At 64.8% G+C, this 14,200-nt stretch carries 11 protein-coding genes; all 11 read right to left on the reverse strand.

Annotated features, from left to right (window positions below; translation table 11 throughout):
• Positions 1–2: 2 nt before the first annotated feature.
• The 11 genes from FJ418_RS14230 to FJ418_RS14280 all read right to left on the reverse strand — a co-directional run bounded on the left by FJ418_RS14230 (position 3) and on the right by FJ418_RS14280 (position 14,189).
• A complete protein-coding gene (locus tag FJ418_RS14230) occupies positions 3–1,205 on the reverse strand; it encodes a pyridoxal phosphate-dependent aminotransferase (protein WP_140866384.1) in 1,203 nt (400 codons plus the stop codon).
• On the reverse strand, positions 1,205–2,836 hold the full coding sequence (locus FJ418_RS14235) for a hydantoinase B/oxoprolinase family protein (RefSeq protein ID WP_246672378.1): 1,632 nt from the start codon (positions 2,834–2,836) through the stop codon (positions 1,205–1,207). The genes FJ418_RS14230 and FJ418_RS14235 overlap by 1 nt, the downstream gene beginning before the upstream one ends.
• Positions 2,833–4,929, reverse strand: a complete 2,097-nt coding sequence (locus FJ418_RS14240) for a hydantoinase/oxoprolinase family protein (RefSeq protein ID WP_140866387.1) — start codon at positions 4,927–4,929, stop codon at positions 2,833–2,835. The genes FJ418_RS14235 and FJ418_RS14240 overlap by 4 nt, the downstream gene beginning before the upstream one ends.
• A complete protein-coding gene (locus FJ418_RS14245; protein WP_140866390.1) occupies positions 4,926–6,596 on the reverse strand; it encodes a thiamine pyrophosphate-binding protein in 1,671 nt (556 codons plus the stop codon). The genes FJ418_RS14240 and FJ418_RS14245 overlap by 4 nt, the downstream gene beginning before the upstream one ends.
• A 120-nt stretch (positions 6,597–6,716) precedes the next feature.
• A complete protein-coding gene (locus tag FJ418_RS14250) occupies positions 6,717–8,120 on the reverse strand; it encodes an FAD-binding oxidoreductase (protein WP_140866392.1) in 1,404 nt (467 codons plus the stop codon).
• Positions 8,121–8,172: 52 nt separating this feature from the next.
• Entirely contained in the window at positions 8,173–8,928 is a 756-nt protein-coding gene (locus FJ418_RS14255; RefSeq protein WP_140866395.1) for an amino acid ABC transporter ATP-binding protein, read from the reverse strand.
• Positions 8,929–8,941: 13 nt separating this feature from the next.
• Positions 8,942–10,021 carry an amino acid ABC transporter permease gene (locus FJ418_RS14260; RefSeq protein ID WP_140866398.1) on the reverse strand — a complete coding sequence of 360 codons (1,080 nt, stop codon included), beginning with the start codon at positions 10,019–10,021 and terminating at the stop codon, positions 8,942–8,944.
• Positions 10,022–10,024: 3 nt separating this feature from the next.
• Positions 10,025–11,188 (reverse strand): ABC transporter permease subunit, encoded by a 1,164-nt coding sequence (locus tag FJ418_RS14265; protein WP_140866401.1) that lies wholly within the window; start codon positions 11,186–11,188, stop codon positions 10,025–10,027.
• A gap of 102 nt (positions 11,189–11,290) precedes the next feature.
• The gene (locus FJ418_RS14270; RefSeq protein WP_140654345.1) at positions 11,291–12,325 is read right to left on the reverse strand and encodes an amino acid ABC transporter substrate-binding protein; all 1,035 of its coding nucleotides are present in this window, start codon (positions 12,323–12,325) and stop codon (positions 11,291–11,293) included.
• An 88-nt stretch (positions 12,326–12,413) separates the two neighbouring features.
• Positions 12,414–13,361 carry a LysR substrate-binding domain-containing protein gene (locus FJ418_RS14275; RefSeq protein ID WP_140654347.1) on the reverse strand — a complete coding sequence of 316 codons (948 nt, stop codon included), beginning with the start codon at positions 13,359–13,361 and terminating at the stop codon, positions 12,414–12,416.
• A gap of 78 nt (positions 13,362–13,439) precedes the next feature.
• Positions 13,440–14,189 (reverse strand): SDR family oxidoreductase, encoded by a 750-nt coding sequence (locus FJ418_RS14280; RefSeq protein WP_140866404.1) that lies wholly within the window; start codon positions 14,187–14,189, stop codon positions 13,440–13,442.
• Between the last annotated feature and the right edge of the window lie 11 nt (positions 14,190–14,200).

A 14,200-nucleotide genomic window follows, 5' to 3' on the forward strand; every position in this document is an offset into this window, starting at 1 on the left:
ACTTACTCCACTTGCGCGACGGCGGCGTTGATCCGCGCGATCGCCTCGGTCAGCACCTCTTCGCTGGTCGCGGTCGAGATGCGGAAATAGGGTGACAGTCCATAGGCGACGCCAGGCACCGACGCCACCCGGCCTTCGTTGAGAAGATAATTCGAGACGGCCGCGTCGTCCTCCAGCACGACGCCCTTGGGCGTCTTGCGGCCGATCAGGCTGACGCAGCCGATATAGGCGTAGAAAGCGCCTTCCGGCGGCGACAGCGTCAGGCCGTTGATCTTCCGGATGCCGTCGACGACTAGGTCGCGGCGCGCCTCGAAAGCCTGGCGGAAGCGGGCGACTTCATGCTGCGGGCCGTTGAGCGCGGCGACAGTCGCTGCTTGCGCGATCGAGCAAACCGAGGTGCAGGACTGGCTCTGGATGGTCGACATCGCCTTGAGAAGCGGCGCGGGTCCGGCCGCGTAGCCGACGCGCCAGCCGGTCATCGCATAGGATTTCGAAACGCCGTTGACGATCAGCGTGCGGTCCTTGAGCTCGGGGCAGGCCTTGCCGAAAGAAACGAACTCGCGTCCGTCGAACAGGATGTGCTCGTAGATCTCGTCGGAAAGGATGAGCACCTGCGGATGCTTCGCCAGCACAGCGCCCAGCGCCTTCAGATCGGATTGCGAATAAACCGCGCCGGACGGGTTGCCCGGCATGTTGAGGAAGAGCCACTTCGTCCTTGGCGTGATCGCCTTTTCCAAGAGCGCCGACGTCAGCCGGAAGCCGGTGGTCGCCGGGCATTCGACAACGACCGGCGTGCCGCCGAGCAGCTTCACCATTTCCGGGTAGGAGACGAAATAGGGCGCCGGCAGGATCGCCTCGTCGCCGGTCTCGAGCGTCGCCATAAGCGCGTTGAAGATGATCTGCTTGGCGCCGTTGGCGACGACGATATCATCGGCGGTGTAGTCCAGCCCGTTCTCGCGGCGGAATTTGCCGGCTATGGCTTCGCGCACTTCGACCGTGCCGGCGGCGGCCGTGTAGAGTGTCTGGCCGGCCTTGGCGGCGAAATGAGCGGCATCGACGATGTGATGCGGTGTCGGAAAATCGGGTTCGCCCAGGCCGAGATCGATCACGTCGACGCCCTTGGCGCGCAGCGCCTTGGCGGCCTGCGAAGCCGCCATCGAAGCCGAGGGCTTCACCGCCGACAGGCGCGAGGCAACATAGCTCATCAGTCGTTCTCCGTGATGTAACCCTTGGACCGGTCATTGGCTCGCGCGGCCGCATTGCGTTTGGCCGGATCGCCATAGCCGCCGCCGCCCGGCAGTTCGAGGATCAGCCGCCGCCCTGCCGGCACATGCTGCCAGCCTTTCGGGCGCATCTTCGTGCCGTCGTCGAGCTTGACGACACCAGCGACGCCCGGCTTGCCGCCGTTGCGTCCATGGGCGGGATGATTGACGCGGTCGAACATGGCCGAGAAGTCGAATTCATGGCCATCGGTCGCTGCGATCTCGATAACCTGCCCCAAGCCGCCGCGGAATTCGCCGTCGCCGCCGGAGTTGGGCCGCAGTTCCTTGCGCCAGATGACGATCGGCCCGGTATGCTCGGTCGCCTCGATCGGCATGGTGTGCACGCCCGACGGAAAGGCCGTGGCCGACAGGCCATCGAGCTCGGGGCGGGCGCCCATGCCGCCGGAGTTGAACATCAGCACCTCGGCGCGCCGGCCGGATGCGCCGGCAACAGGGCGCGCCGAAATATGGATGTTCCAGAGCGCGCCGGCGCCTTCGGCAAGGATTTTTCCGGGCAACGCCTTGGAGAAGGCGCCGAGCACCAGATCGGGAACCATGTGGCCGAAAATATGCCTGAGCGCCACCGGCGCCGGCCGCACCGCGTTCAGGATGTTGACCGGCGACGACACGGTGAAAAAGGCGAGCGAAGCGGCATTGTTGGGAATGTCGGGCGCCACCATGCATTTCAGCGCATAGCAGGCATAGGCCTTGCTGTAGATGATCGGGCAGTTGATGCCCCACCGGCTCATCGGATCGGTGCCGGTGAAATCGACTTCGACATGGTCGTCGCGGACCGAGACCGTGGCTGCAAGCTTGACCGGCTCGTCATAGCCGTCGGTCACCAGCTCGTTCGACCAGCTTCCCTTCGGAAGCGCCTCGATGCGCTCGAGCATCGCGTCGCGGGTGCGCGAGAAGATGAAGTCGCCGAGCCCGCCGAGCGAGGCCAGGCCGATCTCCTTCATCATGTCGACCAGGCGCCGGTGGCCGACCTCGTTGCAGGCGGCCAAAGAGTAGAAGTCGCCGACGACCTGGTTGGGCTCGCGGACATTGGCGCGCAGGATGCGGACGAGATCAAGATTGACTTTGCCCTTTTCCGCGAACTTCATGATCGGAATCTGGATGCCTTCCTCATAGACCGACTTGCCGTCGGCGCCGAAGCCGCGGCCGCCGACATCGACGACATGCGCGGTGCAGGCGAAGAAGGCCACGAGCTCGCCGTTGAGGAAGGACGGCGACACCATGGTGATGTCATGCAGGTGGCCGGTGCCGAGCCAAGGGTCGTTGGTGACATAGGTGTCGCCTTCGAACATCTCCTCGCGCGGGATTGCGTGCATGAAATGCAGCACCGCCTCGGCCATGGTGTTGACGTGGCCCGGCGTGCCGGTCACCGCCTGCGCCAGCATCTGGCCGCGCGGATCGAACACGCCGGCCGACAGGTCGCCGGATTCGCGCACGGAGGTCGAGAAGGCCGTGCGCAGCAAAGTGAGCGCCTGCTCCTCGACCACCGAGATCAACCGGTTCCACATGACCTGCATGCGGATTTCGCCAATGCTGTTCATGCCTGGGTCGCTCATGCCTGGCTGCCTTTGCGGATCAGGAGTATCGCGCCGTCGCTCTGGATGACGGCGTCGAAGCTGGTGGTGACGACGGTGGACGTCTCGCGCTCGACGATGACGGCCGGACCGGCGACGCGGTCGCCGGTGCAGAGCGTGTCGCGCTCGACGATACCATAGGTTCGCGAGGCGCCGCTGACAGGGTCAAAGACCTCGCGCGTTGTTGTCGGCTCGTTCGTCTTTTTGCCTTTGGTCAGCTCGTGCCTCGCAACGGCGGGTCGAACATCCGTCGCCTTGACCGACCAGGTGACGATCTCGATCTCCAAACCGTCGAGGCCTTCGATGGCGCGGCCGAAGAAGCGCTGGTAGTTCTGCTCGAACAGCTCCTTGAGCTTTGCCACGGCATCGTCGCCGAACGGTTCGTCCGCCAGCGGCACGGGGATTTCCCAGCCCTGGCCGGCATAGCGCATGAAGGCGGTGATTTCGCAGACGATTTTTCCGCTGGCGCCGGTGCGCACGAAACCCTCGGCGGAGGCTTTGAGATCGGCGAGGAGTGCGTTGACTTCGGCCGGCTTGAAGTGCGACAGGCGCGTCAGCTTCGACGCCAAGGCTTCGTAGCCGAACGGCGCCTTGAGGAAGCCGATCGCCGACCCGACGCCGGCGCCGCGCGGCACGATGCACTGGTCGATCCCGAGCTTTTCGCAAAGCCTTGCGGCGTGAAGCGGGGCGGCACCGCCGAACGCGATCATCAGATTGTCGGAGATGTTCTTGCCGTTTTCGACGGCGTGGACGCGGGCGGCATTCGCCATGTTCTCGTCCACCACCTCGCAGATGCCGAAGGCGGTCGCGGTGGCATTCAGCGACAGGCGCTCGCCGACGTCGCGCAGGATCGCCTGCTCGGACGCGGCGGTGTCGAGCTTGATCGCGCCGCCGGCAAAATTGTCGGGGTCCAGCTTGCCGAGCACGAGGTCGGCGTCGGTGATCGCCGGACGCTTGCCGCCGCGGCCGTAGCAGGCGGGGCCGGGTTCAGAGCCGGCGCTTTCCGGTCCGGTCTGAATGCGGCCCATGGCGTCGACCCAGGCGATCGAGCCGCCGCCGGCGCCGATCTCGATCATCTCGATCACCGGGATGGAGATCGGCATGCCCGAGCCCTTCGAAAAGCGGTAGGTGCGGGCTACTTCGAAGGTCCGCGCCGTGCGCGGCGCAAAATCCTCGATCAGGCAGATCTTGGCGGTGGTGCCGCCCATGTCATAGGAGACGACCTTTTCGAGCCCGAAGCGCCGGGCGATATCGGCGGCGAAAATGGCGCCTCCCGCAGGGCCGGATTCGACCAGGCGAACCGGGAATTCCGAAGCGGTTTCGACCGAGATCAGGCCGCCGCCCGAATGGATCATGAAGACCGGGCAGTCGGCGCCCATGTCCTTCAGCCGCGTCTGCAGGCGGGCGAGGTAGTCAGCCATCTGCGGCCGCACATAGGCGTTGGCGCAGACCGTGTTGAAGCGCTCGAACTCGCGCATCTGCGGCGAGACCTCGGCGCTGATCGAAATCGGGATGGTGAGTTTCCTGGAGAGGATATCGCGGGCGCGACGCTCGTGGTCGGGGTTGGCGTAGGCGTGGATGAAGCCGATCGCCACCGAGCCGAAATTGCCGGCAGCGATCCGGTCGGCGATCTCCTCGAGCGCGGCCTCGTCGAGCGGCTGCAGCTCCTGTCCCTCGGCGCCGATGCGGCCCCTGACCGTGAAGCGGTCCTCGCGCGGGATCAGCGGCGTCGGCAGTTGCAGGTTCAGATCGTACTGCTCGAAGCGGTTCTCCGTCCGCATCTCGATCACATCGCGAAAACCTTCGGTCGTGACCAGCGCGGTCCGGGCGCCGCGCCGCTCGATCAGCGCGTTGGTGGCGAGCGTCGTGCCGTGGATGATGATGCCGATCTCGGCTGCAGAAATTCCGGCATCGCGGATCACCACGTCGATACCGTCGAGGATCGCCTGCTCGGGCGCCGCATAATTGGTCAGCACCTTGGTCGAAAACATCGTTCCCCTGACATCGAGCGCGATGTCGGTGAAGGTGCCGCCAATGTCGGCGCCGAGACGGATGTCGTCTGATCTGGAGGTCATGCCTTGGCCTTCTGCGAAGCGAGCGCGGCGTCGCGCATCTGGGAAAGGGTTTGCCGGGGCGTGAGCGCTTCGGGCGAGATGGCGATGTCGAGGACCGCGCCCGTTGTCGAGGCGAGCGCCCGATCGAAGGCGGCGGCGAAATCCCCGGTCGATTCGACGCGCTCGGCGTGAAAACCATAGGCCTTTGCCAGCGCCACGAAGTCCGGGTTTTCCAGCGAGGTGCCGGAGACGCGGGCCGGATAGTTGCGTTCCTGATGCGCGCGGATCGTACCGTAAACGCCGTTGTTGATGATGAGCACGATCGGCTGCGCGCCGGCCTGCATGGCGGTGCCGAGCTCCTGGCAATTCATCTGAAAGTCGCCGTCGCCGGCAAAGCAGACGACAGTGCGGTCCGGATAGGCGACCTTCGCGGCGACTGCCGCCGGCAGGCCGTAGCCCATGGCGCCGGATTGCGGCGCGAGCAGCCGCGCCTGCGGTCCGAACTTGAAGAACTTGTTCGGCCATACGGTGAAATTGCCGGCGCCGTTGGTGAGGATGACGTCGGCCGGCAAGGTCTCGCGCAGCCAGGCGCTGACCGCGACCATGTCGACCGGGCCGGGCTGTACGGGTGCCGCGAAGGCGCCTTTATAGGCCTTGCGCGCCGCCGCGCGCCAGTCGGCCCAGCCACCCTTCACCGGTGTCAGGGCCTTGGCGAAAGTGTTCGGGCCGGCGTGGATGCCGATCGCGGGCACATAGATCTTGCCGATCTCGCGGTCGGAGCCGTGCGCATGGATCAGCTTCTGGCGCGGCACCGGAACGTCGAGCAGCGTGTAGCCGTCCGTCGTCATCTCGCCGAAGCGGACATTGACGGCCAGGATCACGTCCGCATCGCGGATCAGCGTCTTGACATGCGCCACCATGCCGACGCCGGCTTCGCCGACGAACACCGGCGAATGGTTGTCGAACTGGTCCTGGTAGCGGAAGGCGGCAACCACAGGGATGTCTGAAGCCTCGGCGAAGGCCTGGAGCGCGGCGCGTCCATCGGTCGTCCAGTTGGCGCCACCCATGAGCAGCACCGGCTTCTCTGCCGCAGCCAGCATCTCAAGCGCCGCCGCGACGGCATCCCGCGACGGAGCGGCTTCGAAAATCGAAGCAGGGCCGCTGAGCGGCGCGGCCTCGGTCATGGTCGTCAGCATGTCTTCGGGCAGCGCGACGACGACGGGGCCGGGCCGGCCGGTCAAGGCGGTGGTCCAGGCGCGCGCTACGATCTCGGGAAGTCGCGCAACGTCGTCGATCTCGACCGCCCATTTTGCGACGGTCCCGTAGACCGCCCGGTAATCGATCTCCTGGAAGGCTTCGCGGCCTTTCATGTCGGTGCCGACCTGGCCGACGAAGAGGATCATGGGCGAGGAGTCCTGCATGGCGGTGTGGACGCCGATGCTGGCATTGGTCACGCCGGGGCCACGCGTCACGAAGCAGATGCCTGGTGTGCCCGTCAGCTTGCCATAGGCGGAAGCCATGAAGGCCGCGCCGCCTTCGTTGCGGCAAAGCACGTAGTCGAGCTTGCCATGGGTATCGTGCAGCGCGTCGAGGACGGCCAGATAGCTCTCGCCGGGAACGCCAAAGCTCTTGGCGGCACCCAAGGCAATGAGGCACTCGACAAGAAGGCGACCGCCATTGCGGACCATGCTTCGACATCCTCTTAAAGCTGGCGGCAAGCGGACCGGGCCTGCCCTTGCAACTATACCTGCACCGCGGCGGGCCGGCGCGAAATCAAGAAATGCGATCCATACGAAAGTTTTTCTTTGCTATGGAATCCGCACCAGAACACCGGGGTTCATCGTAGCCTGCGGATCGAATGCGCGTTTGAGCCGCGCCATCAGGCTACGCTCGGTGGAGCCGCGGTTACGGTCGGCCATGGCGATCTTGGCGCGGCCGAGCCCATGCTCGGCGGCAAAGCTGCCGCCCATGTCGGTGGCTAAGGCAGCCAGCGCCTCGGCGAATGCCCCAGCCTTGCCGTCGAAATCGGCGCGGCCTTCCGGCGGCGACAGATTGTAGTGGATGTTGCCGTCGCCGAGATGGCCGAACGGGTTGATCCGCACGCCGGGAAGAATGTCGTGGCATAGTTTCGCGCCGGCCTCGATGAAGCGCGCGATCGCGCCCGGCGGCACGGAGATGTCGTGCTTGAGCTGCTCGCCCTCCAGCCGCTGGCCCTCCGGCTGCTCCTCGCGCAGCCGCCAGAACTGCGCCCGTTGCGCGCCCGAATTGGCCAGCGCGCCATCCACGACCAGGCCTTGCTCCATGCCCCATTCCAGCGCCGAAGCCAGGATCTCGTCGAGAGGGACGCGCGTCGAGCCCGACGCCACTTCGACGAGCAGATAGACGTCGCCCCTCGTCTCCAGCTGATAGGCAAGATCCGGCAGATGCTTGAGCGCGAGCGTCAGGCCGACGTCCGAAAAGAACTCGAGCCCGGCCAGGAATTCTCCGGCCTCGCCGCGCAGGAAGGCCCCGAAGGACACGGCGGCGGCGAAATCGGACATCACCAAGAGCGCGCTCGCCTGCTGCTTTGGCGTGGGATAGAGCCGAAGCACCGCGCGTGTCACGATGCCGAGCGTGCCTTCCGAACCGCAGAACAGCTTGCGCAGCTGATAGCCGGCATTGTCCTTCTGCACGGCGCGAAGACCGTCCCACACCGTGCCGTCCGGCATCACGACCTCGAGGCCGAGCACCAGATCCTGCATCATGCCGAAGCGAAACGCCTGGCTGCCGCCGGCATTGGTGCCGATCAGGCCACCGATCCTGGCGCTGCCTTCGGCGCCGAGATGCATCGGAAACATCAGGCCATGCGTTTCCAGCGCCTCATGCAGCGCGGCAAGCACCACGCCCGCGTCGACGATGATCGATCCGCTCTCCAGGTCCGGTTCGCCGATCGCCGTCATGCGTGAAAGCGAGACGATCGCCGCGTTCGCCCGATCGGCGACGGCGCCGCCGCACAGGCCGGTGTTCCCGCCTTGCGGGATCACCGCCACGCCTGCCTCCCTGCATATGTTTACGACTGCCGCCACCTCCGCGGTGCTGGCAGGCCTGGCAATCCCAAGAGGCGCTACGCCATAGCGGTTGAGCCAATCGCGGTGGTAGGGTTCGGCGTCACCACCGGAAAGCCAGCCTTTCGGCCCGAGGATTGCCTGCAATGCGATAACGAGATCAGCCATCTGGGTACCTGAGATGTGGATGAGCCGCGTATAGACAGTAAGGCCGTACGGCTCAATGACCCAGGACCTGCGACAGGAATTGTCGCGTGCGCTCGTTCCGGCAAGAGGTGAAGAACTCTTCCGGCGGCGCCTCCTCGACGATCTCTCCGCCGTCCATGAAGACCACCCGGTCGGCGACACGCCGCGCAAAGCCCATCTCATGCGTGACGCAGATCATCGTCATGCCGTCGGAGGCGAGCGTCACCATCACGTCCAGCACCTCCGATATCATTTCCGGATCGAGCGCCGAGGTCGGCTCGTCGAAAAGCATGATCTGCGGCTGCATGCAAAGCGCCCGCGCAATCGCCACACGCTGCTGCTGGCCGCCGGAGAGCTGGCCGGGAAACTTCATCGCCTGCTCGGGGATGCGGACCTTCTCAAGATAGCGCCGGGCAGTCGCCTCCGCTTCCGTGCGCGGCAGCTTGCGCACGATCATCGGCGCGATCATGCAGTTCTCCAGCACCGTCATATGCGGGAACAGGTTGAAGTGCTGGAACACCATGCCGACTTCGCGCCTGATCCCGTCGATGTTGGCGACATCGTCGTTGATCTCGGTGCCGAGCACGGTGATGCGGCCGCCATCGTGCTGCTCGAGCCGGTTGATGCAGCGAATCATGGTGGACTTGCCGGAGCCGGAAGGACCGCAGACGACGATCCTTTCGCCCCGCCCGACGGACAGGTTCACCTTCCGCAGCGCATGGAATGTCCCGTAGTGTTTGTCGAGGTTTTCGATGCGGACCGCCGGTCCGGAAGCTTTGCCCGAATTCATGTCTACCGCCTCCTCACCGTTCGCCGACCGACATGCGGCGCTCGAGGAAGGCGCCGTAGCGGGACAGGCTGAAGACGAAGACGAAGTAGATGAAGGCGATGAAGGCATAGACCTCGACATAGGCGAAGCGCCATTCGCCGGTGCCGTAGGCGGCGTTGCCGGAGGCCAGGATCTCGAAGAAGCCGACGATGACCACCAGTGAGGTTTCCTTGAACGAGATCACGAACTGGTTGATCGTCGCCGGCAGCGCGTTGCGCATAGCCTGCGGCAGAAGGATGCGGCCGACACGCTGCCAGTAGCTCATGCCGAGAGCCATGGCGGCTTCTTCCTGTCCCGCCGGCACGCCTTGGATGCCGCCCCGCACGATCTCGGCCTGGTAGGCCGAGAAGAACAGGGCGGAGCCGAGGATGACCCGATAGAGCTTGTCGCCCACCAGCCATTGCGGCAGCGCGAAGGGCAGGACGATGGCGAAGGTGAACAGGATCGAGATCAGCGGCAGCGATCGAACCCCGTCGATGATGAGGGCGGTGGTCCGCGATATCCAGGGAAGTTCCGAGCGCCGCAGCAGAGCCAGGCAGATCGCCAGCGGGAAGCCGATCAGACAGGTGGTGACGAAGATGAAGAGGGTGAGCGCCAGGCCGCCCCAGGCTTCCTCGCCGACATAGGGCAGTCCAAGCACGCCGCCCTTCATCAGCACATAATAGAGGGCCGTGCCTGCTCCCCAGACGAGCGCGATGCGGCGGCCCGTCCAGAAGGCCGGGATGCAGCTCAGCACCGTCATCACCACGACGGCCACACAGGCAAGCGCCGAGCGCCACTGCTCCTCGAAGGGATAGAGGCCGAAGAAGATAATGCGCCACCTTGCCGCGATGACAGACCAGCAGGCGCCGGCCGCCGCCTGGCAGGCCTCGGGTCCGCCGCTGGTCGTGAATACGGCCGAGAAGACTGCCCAGCTGAGCAGCTTCCAGACGACGAACGCCATGATCGCCAGCGACATCAGCGATAGCAGCGCCTGGAGCGGCGTCGCGAAGAAGCGGCGCTTCAGGTCTTCGACCTTTCCCGGGGCAGGGGGAGCGACAACGACCATCTCCATCTCTCACGCCCTCAGTTGATTGCCCTTCAGGGCAATGGCTTTGTTGATGCGGTTGAAGATGGCGGCAAGGCTGAGGTTGATGGCGAGGAAACCCGCCATCAGGATGCCGATGGTTTCCAGCGTCTGGCCGGAATGGTTGATGGTCAGCGCCACGATCATGAAGAAATCGGTGAAGCCGACGGCGATACCCATGGTCGTCGCCTTCATCAGCCAGACATACTGGTTGGCGAGGATCGGCAGCATGGCGCGCAGCGCCAGCGGCAACCGCACAAGCGTGAACACGCGCCACGGGCTCAAGCCCAGCGAAAGCGCCGCTTCCATCTGGCCTTTGCCCACCGCCTTGAAGCCGCCGCGCACGATCTCGGCGATGTAGGAACCGCCATAGATGGCGATGGCGATCGCCAGCGCGGAAAACTCCGGCGGAATACGCAGGCCTCCCTTGAGATTCAGGCCTTGCAAGGCGGGGAAGTCGAGAAGTGGCAGGTCCGGCAAGCGACCGAGCGCCAGGATGACGGCGGCGGTGGCCAGCGCCGTCGCCGCCGCGGCCAGTTGAATGCCGAGCCGCTCGCCGAATGGTTGGCCAAGGCGCGACGTCCTGCCCAGCCAGACGGGAAGCGCGATTGCCGCGATCACGGCAAGTATCGCCGCCGCAAACGCGATGGCCCCGACATTGGGGATCGGCAAGTAGAGGCCGCGGCTGGTCAGCAGCATGCCGAATGCCTCATGCGCGGCGCGCGGCGTCGGCAGGTGCGTGATGACGGCGTACCAGAAGAAGACCTGGAGGATCAGCGGGATGTTGCGGAAAATATCGACATAGGTGCGGCCAAGCAGCCGCGCCAATTCGTTCGAGGACGTTCGTGCCAGGCCGACGATCGTTCCGACCAGCGTCGCCAGCATCAGCCCGACGGTGCCGAGGAACAGCGTGTTGATGATGCCGATGAGGAAGAACCACCAATAGGGATCGTTGGCCGTGGCGGGCAGCAGCGAGAAGTTCACGTCCCAGCCCGTCGACTTGTAGAGGAAGTCGAAGCCGGAGGTGATCCCTTGCTCGGCAAGGTTGCGCCGGGCGATGACCACGCCGGCGAGCACAAACGCCGCAAGCGCGCCGACATAGAGAACCTGCAACAGCGCGTTGCGGACCTTCTGATTTCTCAGCAGGCTGACCATCGACCTATCTTTCTCGAATTGCTGCCGGCTCCGCCCGGCGCAAGCCAGGCGGAGCCCAGAGCAGGATAACTTCAGACGCGGATCAAACGATCACCAAGGGGATCAATCGATCACCAGCGGGAACAGGACGCCGCCATTGTTCCACAGGTTGGTCAGCTCGCGATCCATCTTGTAGGGCGAATCCTTGCCGAGATCGCGATCGAAGATCTCGCCGTAATTGCCGACCTTCTTGATGACGTTGTAGGCCCAGTCGTCGGAAAGCCCGAGACCCTTGCCCATGCCCGGCGTGACGCCGAGGAATTTCGCCACCTGCGGCGAGGTCGGCTTGGCCTTGATCTCGTCGACATTCTTGGAGGTGATGCCTTCCTGCTCGGCGAAGATCAGGGTGCTCAGCGTCCAGTTGGCGATGTCCACCCAATTGTCGTCGCCTTGGCGCATGATCATCACTTCGGGCTCGACCGCGAGTACGTCGGGCAGGATCACATGGTCCTCGACCTTGCTCTTGGCGATGCGGGCGATGGCCAGCGTCGGACCCCACTGCGCATAGAGATCGCAGCGGCCGGAGAAATAGGCTTGTTCCAGCTCTTCGGTCTTTTCGATCAGCACCGGCTCGAGCTTGATGCCGAGCTTCTGGGCGTAGGCGGCGACCTGCTGCTCCTGCGAGGTGCCGGCGGGGATGCAGATCGTGCCGCCATTGGCGTCCTTGAGCGACTTCAGGTTCAGCTCCTTATGCGCCATCACCTTGGTGGTTCCGAGGTAATAGGACATGGAGAATTGCAGGCCGAGCTCGGTGTCGCGGCTGAGCGTGCCGCCCGAAGCCTTGATGATGATGTCGACATCGCCCGACTGGAGCGACGGCCAGCGCTGCGCCCAGCTGATCGGAACGATCTTCAGCTTCGCCGGATCGCCGAACACGGCCGTGGCCACCGCCTTGCAGAGGTCGATGTCCATGCCCTTCCAGTTGCCCTTATCGTCCACCTCGGCAAAGCCGAGATAGGAGCCGTCATGGCCGGTGCAGTTGAGCACGCCGCGCGCCTTGACGGTTTCGAGCGTCTTGCCGCCGGCGGCTTCAGCGGGTGCGGCCAGATGAACGAGGCCCAGGGCCATGGCGGCGGCCCCCCATTTGATCATTTTCATTTTGATTGTCTCCACTGTTGAGGTTGTTCCGTTTCTTGTTGTTGGAGCCCGTAGGATGCCTTTCGGAGCTCGGTCTCGAAGCCGCTTGTCAGTCGGAAAGCGGGGTCGGTTTCGGCAAGGAGATCTTGAGGTCGCTGCGCCAATCCTCCTGGGCCAGCCATCGATGGAGCGCGGCCACCGCCTTCACGCGCAGATGCCCGCGCGGGACGACGAGGTAGAAGCCGGGGACTTCTTCCGGCTTCATATCGGCGATGGCGTCGCGGCCGATCGGCGCGACCAGCGCGCCGGAGCGAAAATCCTCCTCGGCGTCGATGACGGAGACGAGGCCGACGCCGATGCCTTGCAAGGTCGCCCGGCGCATCGTCGCCGCGTCGTCGAAGCTGATGCTGCGGTCTCCGTCGGTCAGCTCCACGCCGAGGTGCCGCAATATGTCCGGCCACAGGCGCTTCGACTTGACCGTGTCGAGCAGCGTGAAACGCGTCAGGTCATGCGCCGACTTGATCTTCTCGCCGATCGCCGGCGTGCAGCAGATGATCTTGGGGTCAGGCACCAGCAGCGTGACCTCGTAGTCGGGCCAGTTGCCGTAGCCCCACTGTACCGTCATATCGATATCGTCGCGGCCGAAGTCGGGCAGGTCGACCATCGTGGTCAGGCGCAGGTCCGCTCCCGGCAGCATCTCGCGAAACAGCGAAAGCCTTGGCAGCAGGTAATGCGTCGCGAAATACGGGCTCGCATTGAGGTTGATGCGGTCGCGGTAGTTCGACTTGGTGACGCGGCGCACGCCTTCGGAGAACTCGTCGAAGCCCGCCTTGACGTAGTGCGAGAGCAGGATCGCCGACTCGGTCAATTCGATGGACCGGCCCCTGCGCTCGAACAGCGTCACCTGAAGCGTGTCTTCCAGCAGCTTGATCTGCTGCCCGACCGCCTGCGGCGTGACCAGCAATTCGTCAGCAGCCTGCCGGAAGCTCTTGTGCTGCGCGACGGCGTGGAAGACGCGAAGCGCATTCAGCGAAGGAAGGCGAAGCTTGCCGGTCATGGTAATTCCGCCTCCTTTCGTTCGAGCTCCGTCAATCATGCACTGCCATATGTCCGGCGGCGCCAGGCCGCCGGGACGCTATGCGTAGATGTAACCGCCTGAAACGATTACGTTTTCTCCGGTCATGTAGGTGTTCTTCGGGCCGCCGGTCATCAGCACCCATTCGGCGATCTCGGTGGGCTCGGCGCCACGGCCGAGCGGACTTGCCTTGGCCAGTTCCTCGAGGAAGCCGAGTGCCTTGGCCTTCTCGGTAGCCATGCCGGCCGGCGCCACGGAGTTCACCAGGATGCCGTCCTTGGCGGCATAGTGCGCGAAGGACCGCGTCAGGCTGACGACGGCTGCCTTCGTCGCTGCATAATGGGCGTTCTGCGGATGCGCCTTGAAGGCGTCGACGGAAGTGAGATTTACGATCCGCCCGCGCACCTGATCCTTCGGCTCCTGCGCCTGCATATGGCGGACTGCCGCCACCATCATATGGTAGGTGCCCTTGATGTTGATGCCGTTGGAGGCGTCCCAGTCCGCGTCGGTGATTTCGAGCAGCGGCCGACGCGGATAGATGGCGGCGCAGTTGATCAGCGTGTCGACGCGCCCGAGTTTGGCCACGATGGCGTCGAAGGCGGCGTGGCATTGCGGACCGACCTGGATGTCGCCAGTCGCCGCCGCGGTCGGCAGGCCCTTAGCCTTCGCCGGTTCGAGCGCGCCCTCCGCGGCCTGCTGGTTGATGTCGATGATGCCGATCTTTGCCGCCCCAGCCTCGACAGCCATCTTGGCCAGGAGCGCGCCGAGGCCGGCGCCGCCACCAACGATCAGAACGGAAAGATCCTTCATTGCAGTTTTCC

Source organism: Mesorhizobium sp. B2-8-3, from assembly GCF_006440815.1.
Lineage (GTDB): Bacteria > Pseudomonadota > Alphaproteobacteria > Rhizobiales > Rhizobiaceae > Mesorhizobium.